Consider the following 26,587-nt stretch of genomic DNA (forward strand, 5'->3'; position numbering starts at 1 on the left):
TGAATGTATAGTCTTTTTTCTAAATCGGAAGGTGATTATCATATTCACACCCATGAATATTACCCACTAGAAGATTGCAGCTCTCTATAGTGGCAGCTGAGTACTGCAACCTTTTGACTACCCGCGACTCCTCACTGAGCTCCATGACCGGAATCCGGGTGCATTTGATCTCCAGACTGTCGAGAAAGCCTACTACCAGCAGTATCGGGATACAAATGATGTCGGCCGCTGGTGAGGAGTGTATCCATTGACTAGAACCAGTAAAAGATAGTCACTGCTCAAAGAGAGTCTGACTTGTGCAATATCTCGCATCTAAAGGACGTTTTGTTGCACAAGGAAGAGCCGGCGCAAGCCGCGCGTCTGACCATCATCGTTACCGATGAACAGGCCGCCCTTCTTGAGGGAAAAAGAGGGAGACGATAGTGAGTATGAATCAAAGAGTGAAGCGGTGAGGATATAGAACCAGACAAACACGAAGTGGGAATCCGATCGTCGTGCTCCGAAATCGTAGATTGCTGATTCTCGCATGGAGCCACGTGGCGTCAACAATGGCCGTGTTCTTCGAGCGATCGAACGGTCAGCAGTAGACAAAACTCGAGACAGAGTCCGTCCACGCATTCAAGGTGACTGGCCTTGAGCGACTCTGCAAGACTAATGAGTGGAAGAGAGGGCGAACTAATGGGGAACTCGGTCATGACCGTCATGAGAAAGGAGTACACGCCGTGTACAGTTAACGTTCTAAATTCTTAAGGGAGATAACAACCGTAATAACCGGAATAGGGACGGTTCTGTGGTTATTTCTCGGCAGTCTGTCAGTTCATCTCGGATTCAGTCAGAAGTGGAAGTTCCACTACCCGTTTTCACTACAAACATCCCTTGAGAAGACTCATCAATAGGTTTACCACGGCATGGAAGCTATGTGTTGTATGACCCAGTTCGGTCATAATGTGGACTCTGAACCAGTAGCAGACTTGAAAGCTGGGATAGATCCTCAGTCCCCACCAGAGCAGGAGTCTGTGAAAAAAAACACCAAAGAGCGAATGCTTCCCGCAGACGCATTCGCACTCCTAGGGAATGATACTCGTATCGATATTTTGCAGGCATTGCTGGACGCAAACGCCGATAAAACCCCTGTTGGATTTACAGAATTATTTGAGCGAGTCGACATAGCAGATAGTGCTAATTTCAACTATCATCTGCAAAAGCTTACAGACCATTTTATTAAACGAACTGAGGACGGCTACGAGTTCCGTCACCCCGGTCGAAAAGTCGTTAGCTCAATATTTGCGGGAACGCTTACGGACCGTGCCGAGCTTGGGTTCTTCTCAGTTAATGGCTCTTGCCATACATGTGAGGGAAACCTACATGGTTGGTATGTCGATGAAGTTCTCACGGTCGCTTGCGTTGATTGCTCAACAGTTCTCGTAAGCTATCCATTTCCTCCAGGGGGACTTGAGGAGCGAACATCTGAGGAGCTACTTCAAGCGTTCCACCACTATGTCCGTCATCATTACTGTATGGCCGCTGATGGCGTTTGTCCTGAATGCACAGGAACTGTAGAAACAGAACTTGTCAACGAATCAGATGAGAACAGTAACTTTGACCTAATAGTCGAACACTCATGTCAAAGGTGTGGATATAGCCTTCAATCAAGTGTGGGTGTCAATCTTCTTGATAATGCTGAAGTACTCCTATTTCATTCTCAACGTGGGATCGATCTGAGCACAGAACCATTCTGGCATTTTGAGTGGTGCGTGAGTAATACCCGAACGACGATTCTGTCCGACGATCCGCTACAAATACGTGTTGACATTCCGTGCGCGGGAGACGAACTACGGGTTGTGCTCGATGAAACTCTTTCAGTAACTGAAACAGCAATACAAGAACAACTGTCGTCTTGAAACAAAGAGTTCTTTATTTGGAATTGACTGTCTCCCTACATTGTGGAGATCCAATATGTATTTCTACTATAATTACTTTTACTCGTGGATGGGCGTTAACTAACACGATACAACTTAAAAGGGGTCCAGATCACCGAGCCGGTGAGACAGCCTACTCACCACAGCGAGGACATTGGTCTGAGTGCGGATTAGTGCCGTTCTTGTTTTCGTAATCACGATTGTAACAGGGGATTGAACTCTTTGATCTATATGTTTGTAGTTTCACTTTCCTCACTGGTCATATTACTGTGAGGAACGTTATCAGATGCATTATTGACAACGCCTTCCTTCCAAGTACCTCGTAAGAAGTAGAGGCTTGTAGCGAGTAACATAAGCACGTTCGCTGCTGCTTCCCCATACCAGACACCTGTCGCCCCGAGCGCGAGTGGTTCTACGAAGATATATGACAACGAACCACGGAGTACAATGAACCCAAGGATAGCGAACATCATTGCGATTCGAGTACTACCACTCCCTCGAAATCCACCTTGAATAACGTAGAATGCGCCTAGAAACGCGTAGGTGACGCCGACTATCTGGAGGTATTCAGCGCCGAATTCGATTACAGTTGCAGAGCTTGCTCCAGTAATGAACACACCGACGATCGAGTCTGCAGAAACGAAGATGATCGCGCTCAAGACGATCAGACAGACGATAATTATACCTACAGCAGCAAACACGCCTCGTTCTGCCCGGTCTGCTTGATTCGCACCCAAATTCTGCCCGACAGCAGCCTCAACTCCTCGCTGTAACCCAATTGCAGGGAGCACGACCAGCGATGTGATCCGGGTTCCGATCCCGTATGCAGCGACGGCTTCTGCCCCAGCGATAGCAATTAATGCAGTCAGAATCGTCGTACTAAGGGCGATAGTACTCTGTTCAATGCTCGCGGGTGTTCCAATCTTGATTATCTTCCGAACAGTCTTAGAGCGGAGTTTGAAATCAGCGAGTGAGAGAGAGATTCCTACGCGTCCAGATAACAAGAGCCAAACACCGAGAACAGCTCCAATCCCCCGTGAACTGATTGTCGCCAGCGCAGCCCCCTGAACTCCCCAGCCAGCGAAACCAGTCGCTGCATACAGCGATGCTTCCAGCGATTCCAGGCCGAGTACGGTGAAGAGCATGTTATTTTGGAAACCGAGAATGAAGAATGGGTCGGCGAGTACGTTGAGGATGACACCGAACAACATGAGATACAGGGGCGTCTGCGAATCTCCCCACCCCTGCAGCAACGACTGAAATATGAAGAACACGAAGACGAACGGAATACCGAGGAACATCGTCCGAGTGTACTCTAGTGACAGGACGAACTCTTCCGTTCTTGGAAGAGCGCCGACTAACTGAAGCATATTTGGGGCGAAGAGGTACCCACCGGCCGACAGAATCACGGATAGCAAGACGATAAACGAGATCGTCTGACCTGCAACGTGACCGACCCTATCTTCGTTCCCGGCTCCTTTGTACTGTGCAACCAGTACGGTCCCCGCAACGGTGAAGCCAGCGGCGAGGCTGATGATGAGAAAGACGATCGCCCACGAGAACGAAATCGCAGATACCGCCGCCTGGCCGAGCCGCCCGACCCAAAAGGTGTCTGCGAGATTGTAGCCAACTTGCAGGAGATTCGTAAGGACGATCGGGACCGAGAGGATGATGAGCGGTTTGACCAATGCACCGTCGACAAGGTTGACTGATCGATCACCGCCTGGTCCTCGACTCATCGTTTCCCCCCGGAACGTCGTCTCAATTCGAGTAACTGCTGAATACTAACTGTCATGTATACCAGAGATTTATGATCAGAATCCGATCTCTTTGAGTGTGTTCGAATTACTTGTCAGTGCAGACGCGTTGGCGATGATTCGTGATCGGATCGATTCGAATGTCTCGCTAGCGGAGTCAGTGACAAGAACTGTGAACCCGTGTTCCTCGAGGGTTTTCACAGTCTCATTACTTGCAGTACTAGATGGAATTTCGTCCAGCGACTTGCTATATGATGTAGCGTCTTTGTGGTCAGTGTTCGAATTGGGCATTCGTAGTGTGCTTTCCATATGGAAAATCTACTTAAATAGATGTCGAGACGACATCGCACTAACCAGGGATAAATACTATACGTGCTTTTATCACGATTTAATATTATTTTTCCTAAAGTACGCCCGATTCGGTAGAATCTCACAGCAATATACTTCTTCAATCACCCTGCCCCCAAAATCGTCTTTTGCGACGAACTGGATAGAACTCAAGTGGTGACGTATGTGCGAATTCCAAGCGCTGGAACCTGAAGATCGTCCACAACCTGTTCGTCCTTGTCGTCTCGCTCGTTCAGCCAATCATCCCTCTACTGTTGTTCGCGGACGTATTCGAATGAATTATTGGCGGGACAATTAACCGCGGTGGCGGCGTCGGCATCAACTACAACATATTTCGTTTCTCTGCTACCGTAACTAGGGTATTGTTCGTGGCGGCTATTACGTCCAATATCGGTCTTATCAATAACATCGACAACGGAATGTTTGGGAAGATTCTGGCGACGCCAATGAACCGGACCACAGTGTTCGTCGCCAAGCTGCTGCCGATGTGCTTCGCATCGTGATCTAGGTCGGAGACATTCTCAGCCTCAAGACTGCTCGGTGCGGAAGTTACGGGCATTCGGGAAAATCACTTCTTTCCACACGTGGAACATCGCACTTCCTGCTGTTCATACCTCTCGATTATACGTTCACGACTGCAACACCCTCTCGCACGAACTGATTGGACTCAAGTTCATCAACAATAAATTCAGCCAGGTCGTCCCGTGTCGTGGTATTACTCTCTAGAATACTATAGCCGACTTTTGTCCGGTACTCTCCGGTCCCTTCCTCGTCACTCAGTCCAGACGGCCGAACGATTGTCCAGTCCAAGTCAGTCTCCATGATAAGATTCTCCATGCGCCTCATGTCAGCGTACTCTCCTCTCAGAAGAATTCGTTTGATGCAAAGCTCGTAGAAAATCGAATTCTTTCTGTCCCAGCCAGGGTACGTGCCTCCACTCGTAATGGCAACAAGGCGTGAGAGGCCGTACTCCTCCATCGCGCTGATAACATTCTTGATGCCTTCCGAATATAGTTCTACACTGCCGAACCGCTCTCCCTTGCCTACGGTGGAGACAACCGCATCCTGCCCTTGTAGTACGTTGGCGAACGAATCGTAGTCCAATATATCGCCCTGTACCAGAGTAAGTCGTTTGTGGGTCATCTCCATTTTTGATGGCGTTCGAGCGATTCCTGTTACCTCATGGCCCTGATTGAGTGCTCGCTCAACTACCCTCCATCCTGATCGTCCCGTAGCTCCGAAGACTACTACTTTCATTATTCAATTTATTTCGCTCGTAGTTACGGACTTGCTTTCAACATCCCTATCTTTTCGGTGGTGTCTCTGCTGGTGGAACCGCTGTCTGGTCATAGTGTGTTTTCCATTCGGAAAACGCGCTTATGTACCTTGTATATGTTGCCACGGATATCCACTTCGATGCGCTAACTTCTGGGTGAAAACTACGTAGACTCCGTTGCCTACGGTAATGGCATGGCACAACAAATCTATGCTACAGTTTCTGATCAAGTCGTAATGGCTAGGTGGGAGATGACCAGTGGGCGATAGAGACAGCCCTACATGGCAAATTTCCACGTACTGTAACAGTTAACCTCGAAGATTCAGATTTCGCCTTCTGTGCGACTATGGGACGCAATATCAGGTAAAGTGTAAGCGGCCGCTGCATAGATCCATTTAATGATGGTACTGAATATCCCATATCGTTATCAGGGGCAACCTCCTCACGCTAAAGTAATTGTATATGACGAAGAGTAGTAGACCACAGATACCCGAAGACACCTACGAAGACTTGATGCAAGCGACCGCTCGTGCTCTTTGTGAACTCGGATATAGTCGCCTCCGGGTACGAGATATTGATGAATATTTCGGGAAGAGTCGTCAGCTCATCAACCACTACTACGACGGAAAAGACGACCTCATCGAAGCCGTCCTCACATATCTATTGGCAGAATATGAACGTGGTATTGCGGTCGGAGACGATGTTAGCCCCGAACAGCAACTCCATAGCTACATTCAGCAATTTTTCTATGGGCCAGACATCGAAGATTTCGACCATTGGGCATTTGTCACGGCACTCATTGAACTTCGCTCACAGGCACAACACTACCCACGTCATCAAAAGCTACTTTCGGAGAACTACTTCCATCTCAGAGGAATTCTCATCGCCATCATCGAGACTGGCATTGAACAAGGGGATTTTCAAGATGTTGATGCAGACATCTTTGCAACTGCGATCATCCATATTATTTCTACTTCTCGAATGAGAAAAGTATGTCTTGGAGATGGCGAAGCAATCGAAGATGGACGTAAAATCCTCGACACTATCATTTTCCCTCAACTCATCAATGTTTCAGACTAGAACTAACTTATTACCGGTCGGTAGCCCCAAGGATGATTGGAATCTCCATTAGGAGTAGACGGGCGATATCTTCGGGATGATCGCCGCGCGATTTCCACTCTGACCGGTCGTTGCGGTGGCCGGTGTCGGCCTCACTACCGTTACTATCATGTCCGGTCCATTAGCTCGTGTACCGGTGTCGTCACTATCGTTGGAGTCGCACTCTTCCATTGGGGAACCGTCCCATGAGTCACTGCAGCTATTTAAAGATGCTTATCAGATAGCACTAACCCTAAGACGAATAGCACCTTACTCAAGATTGGCTATCATATATGGAGATCACGACTGACCCCTCGCGACCGTCCGTTGAAGGGCCCGATGACTACTTCAGCGGTGATGTTCGCATCGACCCGCTGTTCAACCCGGAAGGCGACGCGCGCGCTGCCGCGGCGAGCGTGACATTCGAACCTGGCTCACGCACTGCGTGGCACACGCACCCACTGGGCCAGCGGCTCATCATCACGAGCGGGTGTGGATTCGTCCAGCGTGAAGACGGCCCGATCGAGGAGGTCCGTGCGGGTGACATCGTCTGGTTCCCGGCGGGCGAGAAACACTGGCACGGTGCACGACCAGAAAAGGCCATGACGCACATCGCCATTCAAGAGGAACTCGATGGAGAGGCCGTCACTTGGTTAGAACATGTCACCGACGAGGAGTACGATCAGGAGTAAGAGAACTGATCCACCATGACAACAGTTGAGCTGACACTCCAAACGAATGCCACTAACTTCGAGAGATTATTAATGACAGTGTGGACAGGAAACGAATTGAGCGCGATTGCAGAATCAGACGACCTGCACATCGCACCATTCCGTGAGGACGGCGAAACGTACGGCACGCCAACATGGATCTGGTCTGTCCAAGTTGACGACGCCCTCTACGTGCGTGCCTATAACGGCCAAGATTCTAGCTGGTACCAGGCCGCGGTCCGAGAAAATGCAGGGCGAATCGAGGCCGCCGGCATGACGAAGGAAGTCATCTTCGAGCCAGTCGACGGACCGATCAATAATCGCATCGACGATGCCTACCGAGAGAAATACGTGGGGAGTTCATATCTGAGTGCGATGATTAGTGACCGCGCACGCTCGGCAACGGTCAAAGTCATACCCCGCAACACTCGTACCTAATTCTCTAATGGAACAAGTCAACGGAGCTTCTGGGAGATCTCACTTAGCCCTTTTGTTCGCGTTCATTACCGATCAGGCACTCATCGCTTAGATCATAATATCGTGACGAAATTTGTTCTATCAATCGATTCAATAGAAACCATTTTGTGATTTGAATGTCGATGAACTTATAGTCCCGTTTGCCATATGGTAAACTGCATCCTAGTAGTGGGATGTGCGGCCACCGAACCTCGGTGGTTGGAGTATTTCGTAGTTGAGGGCAACCGTGGCTGGCATCACCACTGGATGCCTCTTCGAATCTTTTGTAGGATCCAATTGCTCTCTGCGTGTAACTGCTGGAAATCTCATCAGAGAGACCATACAATAAATCGGAAAATGCAGACAGCGTTCGTCTGCTCGCCGATCGAAATCTCTCGTTCGAAATTGCTGCAATGGGCCACGGCACACCAATTCTCGAGAACGGGGCTGAAGCTCTTGATGAACTCGCACGACAGTTCAATTGACCGCAGAGTGAACGATATTCGCAGCCGGTCTGTCGTACCGTAATTTGACTTCGGGAGTCAATCTACTGTCACAGGCCACGATTCCCAACCTCGCTGGGACCAACTATCTCCTCGACTTGCGTGTAGACGAGTATCAACCCGATAGTTGCGAGAGCCGTCCCGAACGCGAACGGCACGACGACCGCTTATTGGGGGGTCTTCTGTTCATTGTGCGAAAGTGAGTGAGTGGATACCGGCGGGAACACTCCCCACTTGCTGCCACTCGCCGTCTGTAGTTCGTTGCAAGACACTCCCGCTTGATCCAGCAGCTGTACTCATATTGATTGACCGATCAGCTTTTTCCGAACTGAACACCGTGCCTGCGACCACCTGTCCATCAATAATGGCCCATGCGTCGATTACTTCCTCCGGCCCACCGGGGTATGTCATCTCTGTAAGTGATTCCTTGTCGGCCGATTCGTACAGCGCTGCATCCGCACCACCACCCCAGGAAGGTGGTGCATCACGTGCTGCAGAAGCGTATAGGTAGCCGTTGTGAGTGATCGTTTTCCGGAAATACGGTCGGTCACCCGTATCGAGACGTGACCATTCCTCACCCCAACTTTCTGTATGATAGAGGCCACCTGATTGCATTCCGTCTAGACCCAAATACCCAGTAGAGACGACGAACTCCTCCGGAGATATCATGTGCACATGATGGACGTCATCTGGAACTGGGTCATCCTTCTCAGCCCAACTGTCACCACCATCTTTAGATAGATGAAGTTTGCCAGCCTCGATGCCGACCACGAGCCTCTCGGGGGCAGTCGGGTGAATGCCGAGCGCACGGAGTCGCGGGGGGATATCGCCGGGGGCAGTCCACTTCGACCGTGACGGTTGTTCTTGGAGCGATTTCACTTCGAACCACGTTTGTCCACGGTCGGAGGATCGATATAGGTGAGCCGGTGCTGTCCCTGCATACACTTCTGTTTCCGTTTCGTACACAGACCAGACGGAATCAGTCGGCACTTCGAGATCAGTCCAAGATTCACCGTTGTCTGGAGAGTGGTACAGCCCCGACATCGTCGCCGCAAATACACCGTCAGCGGTATCGGAGGTCCGTAGATCGGTCACAAAGCCCGCGTCAAGAACCTGCTCTGCATTCTTGAACGGCAAAGTATTAGCCCGATAGACACCATCTGATGTGCCGATTAATACTGTCATGCTACTAGTGAGTGGTCGCAATTTATTGGGTATTCGACAATACCGTTCTCCTTGAAACGATGTTTTTCGAATTGCTCACTCATCTCGAATACTGGTTGCTGCAACGGACCGTGGCTGTTGTTCACGGTACTTGTCGTTCCAAGTTAGGTGGACTTCGTTCCATGTTTCCCCAGAATCCGTCGATCGATAGAGCCCACGGTTCGTCAGGGCGTAGAACGTCCCTGGTTCATCGGCTACTGTCCCAAGAACTGGCACGAAGAGCCCAGCAGGATCTGGAAGACCATCTGTACATTGTTGCCAGGGTTCCTCACCCTGTCGTCGATAGATCACTGAATATGGGTCGTTAGGTTCATCGTGCGTTCGAATCGCTTGGTCTTCAACGTCATGTGCTCGGCCCGCGTGCGGTGAAGTTGTCAGAACGCGGGTGTCTGGGTCGCTAGGATCGACAGCAACGGCCCATCCATAGTGGTGTTCGATGCCTTCCGAGGAATAGATCCATGACTCACTCCCATCGGTACTCTCCCCGTATTCATGACTCTCCAACTTCTCCACCAAACCATCTCCCGCAGCGGCATAGACTCGACCCGGTGCATCCGGGTGAGTTGCGAGCGTGTGTGCATCAAATGGACCATTAGGTACACGATCAACCCACGTCTCACCCCGGTCGCTAGTCGTTACGACCGCGCCGGCTTCGATACTGACATAGAGTCGCTCTGGGTCGTTTGGGTCTGGTTCGATCCACCGAACATGGTGGGTATCAGGACGACCGGGGAATGACCATTCAGTCGCTGAATCGAGGTCGGTAAGACCGTGACACTTACTCCACGTGTCGCCACCGTCATCTGATCGGTATACCGCACTCGGTTCCGTTCCTGCATAGACCGTCCCGTACTCCTGTGGGCGGTCCTCTGCAGCGACGGCGACCGCCATAACTCGTGATGACATGAAATCGGAGCCGATCCGTGACCAGGAATTTCCACCATCGACTGTTCGCCACAATCCATCGTTGAATGTCCCAAGGTACGCACGCTCGGGAGCAGATGGATCGACTGCAACAGCGTACGGGCGCTCGTTGTCATCGAAGTATTGGCTGACGTCCCAATTCTCATTTCGTTTTTCGATTACGAGTAATGCGTAGTCCAATGCGGCGTAAATTCGGGTCATGTGATTATAGGTGTCTTATTTACAGGGCTTGGTTTACTTTAGTCTACCTCGCCGAATTCACTGGTACCTTCTGTGGCTACAGTGGGGCGAAGTCAAGGAAGTGAACTCGTCGTCATTGAGTGGATAGTGTACGAGCGATACTCAACTGAGATGGCTCGTGGACCCGCTATTCGAATAGTTCGACAGCTTGTTCGTATCGCTCCGTAGGTTCCTCCCAGTCAACGACTTCGAAGAACGCATCAATAAAGTCGCCTCGTGCGGGTCCATAGTCGTAGTAGTAGGAATGTTCCCACACGTCAAGTGCAAGGATCGGATGGCTACCCCATAGCGCTCCTTGGTCGTGTTTGTCGACGACAACGTTGTGGAGCTCTTCAGAGAAGCTGTCGTAGACCAAGAGCGCCCACCCGCTCGCATTGGATGCGGCAGCCTCGAATTCGCCCTTCCAGGCCTCATAGGAGCCGAAGCCTTCCTCAATACGGTCAGCGAGCGTTCCAGTTGGTTCGCTGCCTCCCTCTGGACTCATATTCTTCCAGAAGAGGTCGTGGAGCATGTGGCCCGACCCATTGTGTGTGACGTTCCGCAGTGCTGATCCAGAGGAACTGAAGTCACCACTTTCACGATTCGCCTCAAGCGTCTCTTCAGCACTGTTCCAGCCATTGACGTAGCCCTGGTGATGGGTATCGTGGTGCCACGTCAGTACTTGTTCACTGATGTGCGGTTCGAGTGCATCGTAGTCGTATGGTAGCGATGGAAGTTCGTAATTTGCCATTTGTATCGACGGGAGTGACTACAAGCGGGAGTAGTATGAACGTTCTCTGTAATCTATTTTGGTAGCATAGTCATCACAATGCCGTATACAAAGCCAGTAGAGATAAGATAAAAACAAGAATTCTGACGAAGGAGATTCAGGTCGCTTTTTCAAGTCTTAAGTGGCTGTAACTGGCTCTAATTGTAGAATTTTCGAAAACAAGTTGCAGGAAGCGACAAGTACATAGTCAAAAACACCAAGACCACTAAATGTGAATGAGTTTAGTGGCCACATTGCTCTAGTGACTGGTAGCAGTCGCGGAATTGGCGCCGCAACTGCCAAACGTCTCGCTGCTGCCGGGGCAAAGGTGGTTGTGAACTTCCGTTCGAGTAGTGATGAGGCGGAGTCGGTTGCCGAATCAATCCGTGAAAACGGAGGAGAAGCGCTTATCCAGCAAGCCGATGTGACCGACCCACAAGCCGTCGATCGGATGGTCGCTACCGTTGAGGATGAGTGGGGTAGTGTCGATATTCTCGTGAACAATGCGAATATGCCATTCGAGCAGGCACCGTTTGCCGAGATGTCATGGGAAAGTTTCAGATCAAAATTGGACGCTGAATTGAAGTCAGCGTTCATCGTCTCGAAGGCCGTTCTTCCAGGAATGACCGAACAGGGATATGGCCGCGCTGTCTACGTATCAAGTAGCCTCGGTAAGCAGCCTCAACCTGGATTCATTGCACATGGTACTGCCAAGAGTGGCCTCAACTCATTTGTGAAGTATCTGGCGCAGGAGTACGGTGAGGAGGGCATCACGGCAAATGTGGTTGCCCCGGGTCTGGTCGAGACCGAGGGTACTAAAGAGCGTGTTGAGCACACTCGTGAGTACGTTGTTGAGTCAACACCACTCAACCGAATTACCCAACCAGAGGACGTAGCAGGTACCATCACTGCCCTTGTGAACGCTAATACTGAATTCGTCACAGGTACCTACACGCCTGTGAACGGTGGTAGTACAATGGAATAGACGGAGTGTTCTCTGGACACTGTTTATCTGAGCGTGTTTGAGAACAGGGTACTGCCCGGAAGCTTGCTCAGCCCAGAAATAAGGAAAGAGTGCGCCGGCTCTATTGAGGACACTCCGGTCGTTCTCGGGTGCAGCAGCGACGATCGTATGTCGCCGCCGCCCGTATTCGCGAGACAGCACGCGTGTTCGAACAACTCGATGCAAATGTGGCCTGACGAGCGTGCTGGTGCTCGTGAACTGTGCCGCGTCGTAAAGACCGATGGGACGATCGCGATTGCGTTCACAAAGCAAGCCCGAGCAGAGCAACTCGTGGCTGACCTCCCTGATGTACTCGGAGAATTAGGCGTTAGTCGAGTTCGTAGCGAAACCCGAAATTCGGATACCTGTGTAATTGCCACAGTGTAGTCTCAACTTCCAAGACTGGGAGTAGTTGAGGCCGGTCGTCTCAATGCATAGAGTTCCGCCACAGTCTCGGCGGATGGTTTTGTTGTGTGCCTTGATTACACTCTATCCTATCTTACAACGTCAGTTAGGTAGGTGTGCTTATTCATCGAAACCAGCTCGCTGCCCGGCCCAAAACCCAGACAAAATCATAGCAACTCCGGCAATCACCGCAATTTAGAACCCAGCATCAGAAACCATCGACCCTAAAAATGCCTCCGGCGAAAAAATCGCGATCCAAAGAGGAATTCCGACAACTAAACACGCCAACGCAACCAAAATCATCTTCGTGTATTCAACCATGCGTGAAGAATCCCATTAGAAGGAAAATAACGATCATAACAAGCGCACTCCCTCCAAGCACTTGACCGATCCGCTGATATCGTTGAGTATTCTGATATAGTTTCCCAGTGATAACACCAAAAGAGATGATGAGAACACCTAAACAAACTGCAGTCACTAAACTAACCCACATCATGATCTGTATATCTTGGAAATTAGTTCCCAAGAACCAATGAATATACAATGTATAAATAGCCCAGACTGCAGCAAAGATTCCCGCTGCCATTTCCCATCCTGAACGAGGATTGATCCAATTCATACGCAGACATATATTGTACTGGTAAAAATATATTTCGTACAAAACAGTAGTGTGTCTCTTTCAAGAGTCTAGAACCGGAGAGCCAGCGAAAACACCAACGTGACTAGTAGTCTCCCCCATTTTTGTTACGATCCGCAGTATATCTAGTTATTTCGATCGTTATCTAGAGCGGTGTATCAGTTACATCGCTCACCAGTACCTACCGAATTACCGAATCGTCGGTGGGTGAATCACTCGAAGTCAAACAAAATCATGAGTGTGTCGTGTCCAAGTTCTCGTAGTGACTACGACTCGTGAGTCTCGCCAAGCAGTCTTCCGACATATCGTATGCCGGTCACGTACTGACTGGCCAACATACGATTCAACAGGCCTGTACGACCGGACCTCCCTTGGCGGGCTAGCATCGGACGTTCGCACCGTCTCGACACACTGGTTCACACACGACGCTCACAACTCAGTTGAGCAATTCGTTTGCTCGCTCCCGCTGGCGTACTTCAGGTTCGAGGCCCACAACCAGTACACGAGGTTGACCCGCTATGAGATGGACACCCTCTTTCGGCTCTTCGTATTGAAGGAACTGCACGGCTGGGAACACGAGACAGCACTCGTAGAGTATCTCGATACCTCTCCAAATCTTCGAGAGTGCCTCGGACTCGAGTCAGTTCCTGACCAGTCAACACTGTGGCGGAGCTGGCACAACCGCTTTACTACGGATCTCCGCGAGACGGTTGCGACAGCCGCTCGGACGATCCTCATCAAAGCACAGAACGCAGGTGTTTCAGTTCCGCGTAATCCAGATCGGAAGCTTCCTCAGCGAGACACCGATACTGAAGAGCTAGTCCCAGATGAGCAGACCGTACTGGAACAGGCAGAACCGGTCACAGACCACATTAATCGGATCGTTTTCCCTGCGTTCTCGTTAGACCGTGGCGACGGCTGTGAGATTCATGAGAACGCCTACTGGGACTTGCAGACGTATCTCGGGCTTCGTGAGCGACTGGCTGCGAACGAAGGTGCTCGCAGTTTCGTCTACGAGTCGACGCGAGACCGGACACCGCTGGGGCACGCCCATCGTGACCATATTCGTGATCTGTCGATTGAACAAATTCGCGAGATGTACCGGCAGGCAGTGAATCGACTGTTGGATGAAGTCGCAGAGACAGAGCAGTTCGTCCGAGCCGGGATCGTCGCGATTGACATCACCGAAAATGATCCCTTCACTGGCAACAGAACGGGCCACGAGAACGAAATCATCGGTACGAAGGAGAATACCGACGAGTACGCCTATCAGTGGGCAACTATCCAGTTAGTCGGCAATGCGGTTCCAATTGTGCTGGACGCACGACCAGTCCGAAAGGGTGAGACTCGAAAAGAAATCGTTGAGGATCTCTTGGACACTGCAGAGGAGTTAGTTCACGTCAATAACGTGCTGATGGACCGGGAATTCGATAGTCAGTATATCCTGGAGATGATCAGCCAGCGCGGACTCTCGTACGTCGTGCCCAAGCGGATGCAGACCAGCGAGAAAGCTCAGGCCAAGCGATTGCTTCGACGAAATCAAGATCGATATGAGACCGACCGAGAACTGCATCTCGGGAACAACGAGTGGCACCAAACGACGCTCATTTACCGCCGAAAAGGGAACACCGATCACGACGACCACCGGCAGTATTCGGTGTTTATGTCGAATCGCGGCGGTGGCTTTCTCAGCGAATATGGGTACCGATGGGAGATTGAAAGCGGCTATAAATCGATCAAGCGGTTCATGGCCGCGACGACATCGAAAGACTTCGTACTGCGGTTTTTCTACTTCGCGTTCGCGTGTTTGTTGTACTCAATCTGGCGTGCGATCGATTTGCTCGTGCAGGTCGAACTGACCGGAGAGTACGAGCATGCACCGATCGTGACGGCGGACAACACGCTGACGCTGTTGAAAAAGGAGACAGGAATCGGGTAGCACGTCGCTCAGTCCAAGCGAACGCCGCGGTCTGGAGTGGCGACACTCTCCTGAGTACTGGAAGATTACCGAATTAGTTGTTCGTGCGACAAGGATTCGCCTTCGGGACGTGCTATGAGCCAGATCGAAGATGCCGAGTCGGCCGAAAGCACGCACTACAGCCCCACTATAGGCGCTGTAGTCTCATCTTCCAAAGACTGGATTTCTATGTACCATTATGGAGTTTATGAGATGCTATTACTGGGATAGCAGCCTCGTATCTACGGATTACAGCCGATTTGGTGATGCGACAATCCACTTTTGATTAAGTGAATAATCACAAGTAGATAGATGCACCATCGAGCCCTCCACTCATCCAACTCTATGCCAGACCCCAATCCCAGGGTTCAACCACTACATCGGGTCCTCCAACACTCCAAGAAGGGCTGACGCAGTTTCTTGAGGCGAATCTTTCCTACCAGACACGCGCCATCGCTGTATGAGTGTGCTCGTACGCATCTTCGCGAAGTTAAACACGAGGATGAAGAGCCGATAGAAGCGATTCTCGACGAGAACCCAATCGAAGAGGTGCTACGGGAGTATCAGATCGCCCCACCCGCAATCACGATAACGGGCGTTCGAAGCGTAATGAAATAGTTGTGTGAGGCCGCAGACCTCGAGATCTCGACTCCACCGGAAGATCCCGGCTATCTTCAACTACATGGGGCTCGCCGTGGGATTAGCGATACGTTCTATCGAATGGATAGTGGGACTGCGCGGGATTTGATGCGCCACCAGAGTCTCGAAACGACAAAAGACCACTATTCGCATATCGATGCGACTGAGGGGGCTAAACGCGCGAGTGAAATGCTCCACCAGTCTGAAGACGGTTAGGCGGGTTCAGTCCAAAAACGAGTGAGCGAGATGCCGTGGCTTCGTCGTAACCCTTGTCAGTGCCAACGAGAAGTAGTCCCTCGCCATACATCGCGGCTTCCAATATTTGGAATAGTATGCTATTTGGAAATAGAATACTATTTATCAATAGAGAGTGTTAAGGAAGTTTCTCGGCGGCTTCGACAAGTTCTGCATCAGTTTGCCAGTAGTAGAGCCGCCCTTCCTGCTTGAATAGTTCAAAGACTCCATCCTGCATCCACCCAAACGGGTGCTCTTCATCTTCGTACGCCCGCTGGAGGACATAGCTCTTTGAAAAGTATTCTACTGTACCAACAAGGAGGCCTTGCTCAACGAGAAAGTCGCTAGGATCTTTCTCAGCAACACCAACGATGTACGTGACGAGATCGGCAATGAGACAGAACTTTTGGATGCTGTTGTCCCACTCACCACGGATATCCACCATTCGAAACGCATAGCTGTTTTCGCGTCGATTGAGGCGATCAACAACGAGATTGAGCCGTCGAATCGGCTCTCGATCATAATTTCCGAGAACGAAATACGACTGTTCATTCTCGTAGACGGGCGTAAGCTCACTTAATGCTTGAATGATTTCTTCGTTATCCGCGAGAGAAATCTCTGCCTCGTCAAGTTGCTCTTTCGCCCTCGTAGTGATTTCGTCTGGAAGGGATGACTCCGTATCCGGCATTAGTACGTGTCCTCTATTCAGGAGTATCTCACTTGGTGATTTACGTCGTTATCTCGGATATCTACTCCAGAGTGTATTACTCCAGAGTAAACTACAAGAGTAAGTGGGTTCTAGAGGGGAGTATGAGTACTGGTTTAGAAGACAAAGCAGACATCGAGACCCCAGAACTCGTCCATTTTGTTACCCAGCAGACGCGATTTAAGCTTCTCACCAATATACTCCAGCATCCAAAGCAGCTACCCTCAATGTACGAGCTTGAGCAGCTCAATCCAAGTCTAAGCGAAGCCACGGTCTATAAGCACGTTCAGAAATTGATCGAAGCAGGAATCGTTGAGGAGGCCTCGCTTGCTGACGGAAAGCGTCGCCAGGGCTATCCATGGAAGTTTTACGGGCTAACTGAGGATGGACGAGCGTTCCTCGAAGATCACAATCTCTTGGCTGCTGAAGAGACGCTACAGCAGATCTACGAGACTATCTCTGACAAGCCAGAAAAGATGGTGAAATATGAGAATGCGCCACGACCAAACGATACATGACCATCTCAAATAGCATACTATTCTAGCTATTCACTAGATGCAATCGACTCTAAGGTAGATTCTCCGTGTGCCAGAGGAAATGACGGGGTAGTCTATTCAGCTGTGAGCATTTCATCTGGCACACGGGGTGGTGGATGAGATGAGGATCGTATGGATTGCGGCTATTGTACTTCTAGAATAGCTAGCTATTCGATCTATTCATACTATCTGTGCTTTGTATACTATATCTATAAGTATCCCCTTCTACAAAACCTGAATACTATGGCTAGCAAGAATAGCCAAAATATCGTGAATAGCCCAAATAGCCCATATCAATCAGCGGACGTAGATAGTGCTCCGCGTGCTGTTTCAGTTAGCATGCTAAAGGGTGGTGTCGGGAAGTCGACTATCGCAGTTAATGTTGCTCGTCAATTGGCTGCACACGGTCATAGAACTCTTCTAATTGATCTCGATCCGAACGGACATGCGTCAGTCGGGCTTGGATTCAGTGTTCAGTATCACGACACCAGTGAGGATATTGGTGATGTTTTCTTTGGTGAGGCGAACCCATCCTCCGTAATCTATAATACTGACTATGAGTTCGATCTTCTCCCCTCTAGTGAGGAACTTGAGCAAATTGAGAGAGAAATCGTCATTGGAGATGTGTTCCAGCCGTCTGCACTCTTGAAACGGGAAGTGGTCACACCGTTGCTCGGGGATGGGTATGACTATATCGTCACTGACTCTCCGGCATATCGGTCTCGACTTACTGATAATGCGCTTGTAGCGACGACGAACCTTCTCCTTCCTCTTGCGCCAGGCAATGAAGCGATATCCGGGCTCGAACGCACGATCGAACGCCAAATTGCGCCACTACGTAAGCATCTCGATGTTGATGTACTCGCTCTTGTTCCGAATATTCTGAGTGGCCGGATCGACCAACAAACCCAAGACAGACAGCTCCTTGAGCGATTGAACTCCCACGATAACTTGCAGGACCGTATCCCAAACTTCGCTCGAATCACTGACTGGGAGGCTGTTGACTCAGGTGAGCAAAAGCCCGTCCCGGGTATTCGAGATCGAACAAGCATTACGAAAGCATACGGTGAGAACAAACCACTCTTGGATTATGATCCGGAGTGTGATCAGCTTGCCTGCTTCGAGGAGCTTGCTCATATCGTCGAAACTGGGAGAGTGATTCGCCATGACTGACAACGATCCGTTCGCTGATCTGGGAGAGACGCTAGAAGACCCAGATGAAGAGTCTCCATCAGCGGACTCAACTACTGGCGAATCTCAAACCTCCACATCGGAGACTGACCAACCAACGGATCCGATGACGGATACTGCCTTCTCGTATGAAGCTGCTCAGCAGCGTCCGTTCTATGCACGAGCTTCAACGATCGATGACTTCGATTCCTGGCTAAATTACGAGCTGGAGCGAGAGCTCAACGAGAGAGGCTATCAGAATATCGTTGTTCGTGAAATGACGGATGCACTCCTCCGTACGATCGTCGAAGAAGATCTCGTAGAGGACGTCGCCCAGCGCTTTGAATCTGCCCGAAGCGATACTAGTGAGACGGGTTCTGAATAACCTGAATAGCTAGAATAGTTTGAATAGTATAAATAATATCCTACAAACCACGATAACGGCACTTTCTGAGTGATGGCGGACAATTCCACTGTCAGAGGGGTGACTACAACGTGGTCGCCATTATATCAGTGTCTGTTCTTTCAATGTACAAGTACTGAAACCGGATCGTATTAGATAGAGATAGTGTAGAATCGAATGGACCAGTGGTGTCTCTCTGGTATTACTTTGGAATTGATTATTTTTCTGTGACGATCTACCGGTGATAGAATGCGTGACTACTCCTATTTGTCACAACGCTCTATACCCGTGACTTCTGATTACTCAGTATAATGGGGAGCGGCAAGTGGCCAGCAATCACGTATCAGTTTGACGGATCTACTGATCTATTCACAGCGTTCGAACAGGCGAGAATTGAACATTTCGAGATCTTAGACGAGCGGACAATTGTGATCTATAGTCGCACTATTTTCGATCTCGAAGTCAATGACGGGAGCTTAGCGGACGCACAGATTGTTACTGTCGAAATCTTTGATGCCGCACCGGATCGCACTGCTACTGGTGACCCCGATCCAGTAGCTCTCACTGAATCACTGATCGACGAACTCGCGGTCACTGTAGATGGAGACTGGGAGCGCCGCTGAGCGCTCACAGGATAATCTTGTATTCTTGGACCAGGGTAGCCTTGTGCAACAGTATTGATAGGATGAACTAATTATTGTTGCACAAGGTGAGTAAAAGTACTCCTAGCAACAGAGATAACATTTGACGACACTCCCTCCCCGGATTTCAAATGAATTCCGTTCCAGACGAAGGAGACGGTCGCAGAGCATCTTTGAGGTAAAGATACAACAGAAGTGCTATTCCACAGGGAGAAGACTCAAATTGCTTGTTTTGCCGAACTATGGCTTCAAGTAGAACTCGCCTCTTTTTGATTTCTATTATATATATTACTATACCGGTAAGCTAGTAGTAGTAGTAGTAGTACGAATCCTTCTCTTTGAGCCCCTAGACCCAGTTTCAGCGTATCACGCCTCCGATTTTTTCTTTGTTTTATAACTGATCTTGTGCTTGGTCTTGGTCTATGACGTCACGGTTCTATGCTATCGGAACAGTTACAGCGCACCTCTTGGAAGACCGAATTTCAGATGATATCTGCTGTATAGGCTCTTTACTCTATGGTTTGGACCATTTCACAGGTCTTTGCCCTGCTCTTGAACACTCAGCAGTACGTCTATCTTTGTAGGAATTCATTTGAAATCCGGGGTGGGTGTCTATCTATTCCTGACCACTGTGATCTTGTAGCACTATTTCATTTGAAATCCGGTGTGAGATAGACACTACGAAGCTGACTGCTCGTCAGATCATCTGAAATTCGGTGTTGTCACAAGTATCTACTTTGACCGTTCTGATCTCTTTGTCGTAGCAGTAAATATTCGTAGTAGGTCTGTAGCGCTGTTTCTCGGCTTTTGTCAGATGCGTATCGATGGCGGGGAAAGAACTAAGTCGATTTCATTTGAAATCCGGTGTATGGCTTCGAGTACGGAAACAGTTCAAACACTTGGTGAGTACGCAGCCAGTAAAGGGGCTGTTGCCTACTCTCGGTCTGTTTCTCGTGATGACCCTCTCTCTGTTCTTGATGAAGAAGATCCGATCTTCGCTAACGAGGATCTCCTTCGTATCGATCATATTCCGAATCACGACAAGATTGTCGGCCGCAATGATCAGATTGAGACCGTTGCGCGACGACTCAAACCAACGATTACTGGCGGTTCCGGAAAAGGAACGCTCCTCCTAGGGAAATCCGGATCCGGAAAGACACTTGTTACTCGATATGTCAGTCGGGAGGTTGAGCAGCGCGGAGCCAATAACAACAGTCGTGTCGGACGGGCAATTATCGACTGTGCTCAGCGCCGCTCAGAGGTTCAGACAGTCATACACCTCGCGAAAAGCTTGAACGATCCACAAGAGACAGGGGTTACGATTCCCCATTCGGGAATCGCGACAGGCGCCTACTATGATCGACTCTGGACGGTCATCGACGAGCTCTATGACGCTGTGATCGTCGTTCTCGACGAGATTGACCGTCTTGCCCCACCTGATGACGCTCAAAACGTTCCACCGGAGGAGGCAGACGACAGTAAACTCCTCATGCAGCTCTCTCGAGCGGGCGAAGAGAATGACGTTGATGCCAGCATTACAGTCATTGGTATCAGCAATGATCTCAAATACGGTGACCGTCTCGACACCCGTGTCGAGAGCTCATTTGCACCGGACGAAATCGTCTTCCCGGCATACGATGCAAACCAGCTCGGCGATATTCTCGAACGTCGCCGTGATGCTTACAACGAAGGTGTTCTCACTGATGACGTCATTCCTCTGTGCTCGGCGTTTTCCGCTCAGGAACATGGTGATGCACGCCGTGCGATCGATCTCTTTCGACTCGCCGGAGAAGTCGCTCGTGATAGTGATGCTGACCAAGTTTATGAAGAACATGTTCGTGCTGCGAATGACGATGCTGAGGTTACTCGAATTCAGGACTTAATTCGTGGCTGTCCGACACAGGCGAAGATTGCGATTGCTGCCCTTGCCGCAATGGATGAATTCACCGGCCATTCCCATTTCAAGGCAACTGAAATGTACCGTGTCTACCGGGGATTTGCGGAAGCGATCAATGTCAACGTACTCGGTCAAAAGCGAATTACAGATCAGCTTCGTGAGTACGAGACATTGAAAATCATCGATATGAAGCGAACTAGTGACGGCTACAGAGAAGGGACGTATCTTGAGGTATCATTGTTGGATGAGGCAGGGCTCCTTCTTCAATCGATTGGGTTAGACGAGCGCTGCTCGGACATCCCGATTGATGCGGGTACACGCCAGCGCCTGATTAAAATCGTCGAATAATAGCCCGATCTGGGAGCAACGCGTTCCCCGAAGCCTACGACTGACGCCATCAAGAGTCGATGAGGGAATTTCTTGAAAAGAGTTTTGTCACAAGGTTCAACCCCTTTTGGGGTCGCTGGCTGCTGGTCCGTTTACGATCGACTCTAAGTCTCTCGTTGCTTGAGCCTACCTTGTGCAACAATCTTAATTGACCGGGGCACGAATGTTGCACAAGGAAAATGCCACCGACTGCACCTCCCTCGCTTCCGAATTACCTTGCTAAAGGGCTCCCCAAACAAGACGACGAGGCCCTTGAGGATACACGTAAGTATATCGATGAGTTGCTTGCCGCTCGTGAACAGCGTCGAAGCGAGCCAGTCACCGAAAGCGAACTGCCCGAGGATGTCAATGTTCTCGAGAGTGAATCAAGTGGCGCGGTGTATCTCGAGTACCGAACCTGCGGTGATGAGAGTTGCTCGTGTATGAGCGGCGGCGAGAAACATGGTCCATACAAGTATCGGGCTTATCGTGACGGCGATACCGTCCGACGCGAGTACCTCGGCAAAGCAACCGAGACAAGTACCGAGTAATCCCACCCAGTTTTCACAGTACTGGAGAACAAGCCGCAAGTAGACTACTAGTGATTCTTTGACTGAGAGAGTTCCCGTTCGTACTTCTCTAGGTGGTGGGGGATATCGAAGTCATAATACTTGATATTCGTGGGGTGCTGATCTTTCAGTAGTATGAACGATGAGGAGTGGTCAGCAGTCCAGTATCAGTTTGATGAATCAGTTGATCTTCTTGATGCATTCGAGCAGGCAGCGATCGAACACTTGGAAGTATCGAACGAACGCACCATCGTCATCTACAGTCACACGATCTTCGATCTCGAAGTTGATACCGGGAGCTTAGCCGACGCTCAATCCGTTTCTGTTGAGGTCTTTGATGTCTCCTCAGACCACTCTGCTCCCAATGATCCCGATCCAGTAGCGCTCACCGAATCGGTGATCGATGAACTCACAGCCACAGTTCGTGTCGGCTGGGTGCGCTGCTGAACACTCTCCAGATCAGTTGTCTCCTCTTGGAGAGTAGTGCTTGACGCTCTGGCTCTACTCTCGTCGCTCTCGAATGCTGGCAAAGGCGACGTTCGACTGGACAGTATCGATCTCGATTGTTACCTCTTCATCGGGTTTAGCATTCGCGACGATCACAACGAATCCTCGTTCGACAACTGGGAACGCCAGCAGTGCCGATACTGATGAGGACGACGACAACCAAGACGAGAATCTGTTCGGAGAGTGCGAGAGGCTGTCCAACCACGTTTGCGGCAAACACGACGGCCCGTCTTCATGTCCATAGAGAGCAGATATCTAAGAGTCGCTATAATCACCTGTCTGTAACTACACAGTCGATAATGATACATTCCTGTAGGTAGTGATTGTCTCTATCATGGATATCGAATTGCCCGCGGTTCGGTCGAATGCCGAGACAGTTGTCGAGGAGGATCTGCCACCGTCAACGGTAGAGTATCTAAACTACCGTGCTATCGAGCACAATGACTGGGATCTCGACGATGCGGATCTTTTCGAGAAAGCCGCTGCTGCAGACTTAGACGAGCGTGATTACGGCATCATCGAAGTCGAACGCGATGAGCCCCTGTTGCGTGCCGCCCAACGAGCGGGGCTCAAATGGCCGTTTCAATGCCGGTCTGCAACATGTGCAATGTGCGTTGGAATTCTGAAAAGCGGAGAGGCCGATATGGATATGAATCTATTTCTTGAAGACGAGGAAATCGAGGAGCGGAATATGCGTTTGACTTGTGTTTGTGCGCCCGTCAGTGATGATCTCCAAATCGTAGTTAATGCTATTCAGATGCCGTATGCTCGAGAAATCGCACAGAATAGAGGTTAACCAGACTCTTAGTTCGGTTCGGGGGAGTCAGTATTGATACAGTTGCGAGCGCGTACCCCCGTTTTCAGGCGGGGGAGGAGCTCAAGTAAGTCGTGAACTCGCTTGGCTCGTCTTTCATAATTGCTTCGAGCGAGTCGTGGTTGGACATCAATTAGAAAGAACAGTACGTTGTTTGACTACGCTGACAGCGAGAACACGACGAGTTGATCTCCTCGTGGTCCGCGCCCAACGAACCCGCTGCCGCCGACCTGAATCGCGATGTACTGCTTTTCGGTGCCCGGGTCATACCAGCTAACTGGGTCGCCACTGACTGCCTTATCGCTGACGTCGTACTCCCAGAGTCGTTCGCCGTTTTCCGCGTCGTAGGCGATCATATCGCCGTTCTGTGTGCCGGCAAAGAGCAGGCCCGTCGCGGTCGACATCGTCCCACCCCACAGATATCGATCGCTGTCGATCCAGTCACGCCACTCGACTTTACCAGTCGCCGGATCAACGGCAACGATCGCGCTGATATGCCCGTTATAGTCGTCGGGAATCAGTTCCTCGTCGGGTTCGACTTCGACGATTCCACCCCAGAACTTCTCGCCCGGGTTGTACTCCTCATTGCGCCAGTAGATCTCGTGAGGGGTGTTCAGAACTTTGTGATAGCATAGACCTGTCTCGTGAGAGTACGTTGGGGGCTGCCAGTCATGGCCGCCGAGCAGGCCCGGTAGCATCACGTAGTCACGTTCTTCCTCAACGTGGGGCACCATCGTCATCATGTTGATTTGCTGGGTCATCGGTTGGCCCCGAACGAGTAGTTTCCCGGTTTCAGGGTGCATCGTGTAGGTCCACGACGTTTTACCGCCGTTATAGACGACGTCGCCACTGTAATCGAGATGGTCGATATCGAGGTCGCGGATGATCATCCGTTGGTGGGCCGAGTCGTAGTCCCAGATGTCGTGGGCTGACTCCTGGTGTGCCCATTGGATCTCGCCACTATGAGGATCGACACACAACGTTGAACACGTGTTCTTGTTCGGACCCGGACGAACGGTACCGTTGAAGTCCGGACTCGGGTTGCCGACGTTGTAGTACAGTAGTTCACGTTCGGGATCGAACGTCGCGGTCATCCAGTTGGTGCCGCCAGACTGCTCGATACTATCACCGACGTATTCCTCCTCGGGGCAGTTCTTGAGCCGCCAAAGCTCCTCACCAGTCTCGGCATTGTACGCACAGTGGAATCCACGGACACCAAACTCGCCGCCGGCGCTCCCAGTAAAGAGCATCCCCTTCCAAATGATCGGGGCCCACGTCGCCGAGTAGCCCTCCTTGTGGTCGGCGGTGCTCGCGTACCATTCCTCCTCGCCGGTGTAGCGGTTCAGTGCTTGGACCCCTGAATCGAGGGTCGTCAGGTAGATCTTGTCCTTCCAGACAGCGACCCCACGATTGTTATCGTCACAGCAGAGAACAGCATCGTCGGGCGCAGCGAACGTATAGCTCCAGAGGACCTCACCTTCACGTGGGTCGATTGCTTTCACGTGGCTCGGGCCGTTGGTCTGGTACATCACGGGCGGATCGCCCGGGACGATTACGGGCGACCCTTCCATGCTGGAGTTCGCGCCGACCTCCATGGTGTACTCGAGTTCGAGCTCGCCGACGTTCTCTTTCGTGATAGTATCACAGGGGGTATAGCGATGAGCCTCGTAATTCTTCGAGAACATTAGCCAGCTCTCGGGATCCTCGCCCGATTTGTCGAGCATCTCCTGTGTAACGTCGTACTGGGGGATACGCTCAATGTCCGTTTGATGTAATACGGACTCGTCAGGTGCATTGAACACCTGATAGCCTAGTTCCGTTTCTTCGACGACCGTGTCGCTCGCTGCTCGAATTGCCTTATCGTCTTCTATTGCCATGGTAGTTCCTCCTCTCGGCCGCTTGCTTTGCTCGGTTTGCGTTTCTCCTCGGTGATCCAGAAGGCATCCTGCATGAGCTCTTCTTGGTTAACGATCATTACTGCCGTACTTGCAGTTAGGGTCGCCGTCAACTGGGCGTCGGTGAGCGACTTCCCCGTTTCTGTTGCGATATCGTGGGCAGCGATCGCCATTAGATAGAGCCCACCTAACATGGCTTTCGTATCCCAGCGGACATCGTCGAGAATCGTCTCGGTGATCAGAATCTCTTTTCGCCACAGGTGGTCGTCAAGCGCTTGAATCCACAGGAGTGCCCCGCCCATTGCTCGCTGGTGAAGCGGTGGAACGTAATCAACATTGAATTCGACACCCTGTGGAATTTTCCGTGTTGGGGTCCACCGCGATAGACGGGTGTCATTGTTCGCGACGTTCATCATGAGGACCATCTGCTCGCGATCATCAAATCCACAGTCTGCCAATGCACCGATCAAGGGTTCGGCACTAATTAGTTCACGAGCCGTTGTTTCGATATGGCCGGGCGTAAACCCTGGCAGATTGGCCTCCACGCTCTCGAAAAACCCGATGGCTTCGAGGTGATGATACACCTGCCAGGCTGGTTCGACAAGCTCTCGATACACGTTTTCTGGACCCGATGACCCGTCTGGAATTCCAGTTTCGCGCACTTCAGAGAGCCGAGAAAGCTGTCTCACTATCTTTGGGAGGCTCTCTTCTAATAGCGTTGTATCGAGTTGACTTGAGAGATCGCTCCTGATCGCGTCGCCCATCGAAACGAACTCCTCATCGGTGGAACCATTGATCTGCTGTTGCAGTCGACCAATTGTTAACTCTTGATCGTTTGCTGGCCGACTCACTCCGAGAGTGGTCGCCAACTCCTGTTGTTGATCAATGGGTATCTGTGTAACGTCACCATTTACCATTGCTTCTGTCTCATAGGATTGGTTCCTGATAAGTATACCGAATAGTGCATATTTTATCATTCAGTATTGGTTCGAACAAGTACTAAAT

Annotated in this window: 24 protein-coding genes and 1 pseudogene; 14 read left to right on the plus strand and 11 right to left on the minus strand. The window is 50.6% G+C overall.

Translation table 11 applies throughout. The features are described 5' to 3' along the window. Positions 1-926 precede the first annotated feature (926 nt). Positions 927-1,901: an ArsR/SmtB family transcription factor gene (locus EAO80_RS16475; protein ID WP_122090919.1), complete on the plus strand. Its 975-nt coding sequence runs from the start codon at positions 927-929 to the stop codon at positions 1,899-1,901. Positions 1,902-2,146: 245 nt separating this feature from the next. Here EAO80_RS16475 and EAO80_RS16480 read toward each other — a convergent pair whose 3' ends face one another. Further along, entirely contained in the window at positions 2,147-3,658 is a 1,512-nt protein-coding gene (locus EAO80_RS16480; RefSeq protein WP_122090920.1) for an MATE family efflux transporter, read from the minus strand. Between the two features lie 987 nt (positions 3,659-4,645). Further along, positions 4,646-5,281 carry an NAD(P)-dependent oxidoreductase gene (locus EAO80_RS16490; RefSeq protein ID WP_122090922.1) on the minus strand — a complete coding sequence of 212 codons (636 nt, stop codon included), beginning with the start codon at positions 5,279-5,281 and terminating at the stop codon, positions 4,646-4,648. A 532-nt stretch (positions 5,282-5,813) separates the two neighbouring features. Between EAO80_RS16490 and EAO80_RS16495 the strand changes: the two genes are divergently transcribed. From EAO80_RS16495 to EAO80_RS16505, 3 genes are all read left to right on the plus strand, one after another. Next, positions 5,814-6,380, plus strand: coding sequence for a TetR/AcrR family transcriptional regulator (locus EAO80_RS16495; RefSeq protein WP_162994051.1), 567 nt, complete (start codon positions 5,814-5,816; stop codon positions 6,378-6,380). Between the two features lie 311 nt (positions 6,381-6,691). Continuing rightward, positions 6,692-7,090, plus strand: coding sequence for a (R)-mandelonitrile lyase (locus EAO80_RS16500; RefSeq protein ID WP_122090924.1), 399 nt, complete (start codon positions 6,692-6,694; stop codon positions 7,088-7,090). A 15-nt stretch (positions 7,091-7,105) separates the two neighbouring features. Then, complete coding sequence (locus EAO80_RS16505; RefSeq protein ID WP_245998679.1) at positions 7,106-7,546, plus strand: DUF2255 family protein; 441 nt, start codon at positions 7,106-7,108, stop codon at positions 7,544-7,546. Positions 7,547-8,253: 707 nt separating this feature from the next. Here the strand turns inward: EAO80_RS16505 and EAO80_RS16510 are convergent. The 3 genes from EAO80_RS16510 to sod form a co-directional block, all read right to left on the minus strand. Beyond that, positions 8,254-9,252: a WD40/YVTN/BNR-like repeat-containing protein gene (locus tag EAO80_RS16510; RefSeq protein WP_122090925.1), complete on the minus strand. Its 999-nt coding sequence runs from the start codon at positions 9,250-9,252 to the stop codon at positions 8,254-8,256. Between the two features lie 75 nt (positions 9,253-9,327). After that, positions 9,328-10,395, minus strand: coding sequence for a WD40/YVTN/BNR-like repeat-containing protein (locus tag EAO80_RS19910; protein WP_162994052.1), 1,068 nt, complete (start codon positions 10,393-10,395; stop codon positions 9,328-9,330). Positions 10,396-10,582: 187 nt separating this feature from the next. Beyond that, a complete protein-coding gene (gene sod, locus EAO80_RS16520; RefSeq protein WP_122090927.1) occupies positions 10,583-11,185 on the minus strand; it encodes a superoxide dismutase in 603 nt (200 codons plus the stop codon). 280 nt (positions 11,186-11,465) lie between these two features. On the opposite strand from sod, the gene EAO80_RS16525 reads away from it, so the two are divergent. After that, complete coding sequence (locus tag EAO80_RS16525) at positions 11,466-12,188, plus strand: SDR family NAD(P)-dependent oxidoreductase (RefSeq protein WP_245998680.1); 723 nt, start codon at positions 11,466-11,468, stop codon at positions 12,186-12,188. 736 nt (positions 12,189-12,924) lie between these two features. On the opposite strand, the gene EAO80_RS16530 is transcribed toward EAO80_RS16525, so the two are convergent. Next, positions 12,925-13,230, minus strand: a complete 306-nt coding sequence (locus EAO80_RS16530) for a hypothetical protein (protein ID WP_122090929.1) — start codon at positions 13,228-13,230, stop codon at positions 12,925-12,927. 280 nt (positions 13,231-13,510) lie between these two features. Between EAO80_RS16530 and EAO80_RS16535 the strand changes: the two genes are divergently transcribed. After that, positions 13,511-15,187 carry a transposase gene (locus tag EAO80_RS16535; protein WP_122090930.1) on the plus strand — a complete coding sequence of 559 codons (1,677 nt, stop codon included), beginning with the start codon at positions 13,511-13,513 and terminating at the stop codon, positions 15,185-15,187. A 1,030-nt stretch (positions 15,188-16,217) separates the two neighbouring features. Here EAO80_RS16535 and EAO80_RS16545 read toward each other — a convergent pair. Further along, positions 16,218-16,766: a hypothetical protein gene (locus EAO80_RS16545; protein ID WP_122090931.1), complete on the minus strand. Its 549-nt coding sequence runs from the start codon at positions 16,764-16,766 to the stop codon at positions 16,218-16,220. A 122-nt stretch (positions 16,767-16,888) separates the two neighbouring features. Between EAO80_RS16545 and EAO80_RS16550 the strand changes: the two genes are divergently transcribed. From EAO80_RS16550 to EAO80_RS16580, 7 genes are all read left to right on the plus strand, one after another. Beyond that, positions 16,889-17,302, plus strand: a complete 414-nt coding sequence (locus tag EAO80_RS16550) for a winged helix-turn-helix domain-containing protein (protein ID WP_122091002.1) — start codon at positions 16,889-16,891, stop codon at positions 17,300-17,302. Positions 17,303-17,563: 261 nt separating this feature from the next. Then, positions 17,564-18,493, plus strand: coding sequence for a ParA family protein (locus EAO80_RS16555; RefSeq protein WP_122090932.1), 930 nt, complete (start codon positions 17,564-17,566; stop codon positions 18,491-18,493). Continuing rightward, positions 18,486-18,875, plus strand: a complete 390-nt coding sequence (locus EAO80_RS16560) for a hypothetical protein (protein WP_122090933.1) — start codon at positions 18,486-18,488, stop codon at positions 18,873-18,875. The genes EAO80_RS16555 and EAO80_RS16560 overlap by 8 nt, the downstream gene beginning before the upstream one ends. Positions 18,876-19,204: 329 nt before the next feature. Further along, complete coding sequence (locus EAO80_RS16565; RefSeq protein WP_122090934.1) at positions 19,205-19,516, plus strand: hypothetical protein; 312 nt, start codon at positions 19,205-19,207, stop codon at positions 19,514-19,516. An 886-nt stretch (positions 19,517-20,402) separates the two neighbouring features. Continuing rightward, the gene (locus EAO80_RS16570; RefSeq protein ID WP_122090935.1) at positions 20,403-21,779 is read left to right on the plus strand and encodes a Cdc6/Cdc18 family protein; all 1,377 of its coding nucleotides are present in this window, start codon (positions 20,403-20,405) and stop codon (positions 21,777-21,779) included. Between the two features lie 218 nt (positions 21,780-21,997). Then, positions 21,998-22,348, plus strand: a complete 351-nt coding sequence (locus EAO80_RS16575; protein ID WP_122090936.1) for a DUF6788 family protein — start codon at positions 21,998-22,000, stop codon at positions 22,346-22,348. Between the two features lie 153 nt (positions 22,349-22,501). Continuing rightward, entirely contained in the window at positions 22,502-22,813 is a 312-nt protein-coding gene (locus EAO80_RS16580; RefSeq protein WP_122090937.1) for a hypothetical protein, read from the plus strand. Positions 22,814-22,867: 54 nt separating this feature from the next. Here the strand turns inward: EAO80_RS16580 and EAO80_RS20870 are convergent, their stop codons facing one another. Together EAO80_RS20870 and EAO80_RS20680 are read right to left on the minus strand one after the other, a co-directional pair. Beyond that, positions 22,868-23,032 carry a TRAM domain-containing protein gene (locus EAO80_RS20870; protein WP_122090938.1) on the minus strand — a complete coding sequence of 55 codons (165 nt, stop codon included), beginning with the start codon at positions 23,030-23,032 and terminating at the stop codon, positions 22,868-22,870. Beyond that, positions 22,992-23,096 (minus strand): annotated as a pseudogene (locus tag EAO80_RS20680) (hypothetical protein); the annotation flags it as partial. The gene EAO80_RS20870 and the pseudogene EAO80_RS20680, both read right to left, overlap by 41 nt. 111 nt (positions 23,097-23,207) lie before the next feature. Between EAO80_RS20680 and fer the strand changes: the two are divergent. Then, positions 23,208-23,669, plus strand: coding sequence for a ferredoxin Fer (fer, locus tag EAO80_RS16595; protein WP_122091003.1), 462 nt, complete (start codon positions 23,208-23,210; stop codon positions 23,667-23,669). Between the two features lie 176 nt (positions 23,670-23,845). Here the strand turns inward: fer and EAO80_RS16600 are convergent, their stop codons facing one another. Further along, a complete protein-coding gene (locus EAO80_RS16600) occupies positions 23,846-25,564 on the minus strand; it encodes a pyrroloquinoline quinone-dependent dehydrogenase (protein WP_122090939.1) in 1,719 nt (572 codons plus the stop codon). Next, positions 25,555-26,499 (minus strand): hypothetical protein, encoded by a 945-nt coding sequence (locus EAO80_RS16605; RefSeq protein ID WP_122091004.1) that lies wholly within the window; start codon positions 26,497-26,499, stop codon positions 25,555-25,557. Before EAO80_RS16605 ends, EAO80_RS16600 begins: the two co-directional genes overlap by 10 nt. Positions 26,500-26,587 lie beyond the last annotated feature (88 nt).

This window comes from Halalkalicoccus subterraneus, from assembly GCF_003697815.1.
GTDB lineage: Archaea > Halobacteriota > Halobacteria > Halobacteriales > Halalkalicoccaceae > Halalkalicoccus > Halalkalicoccus subterraneus.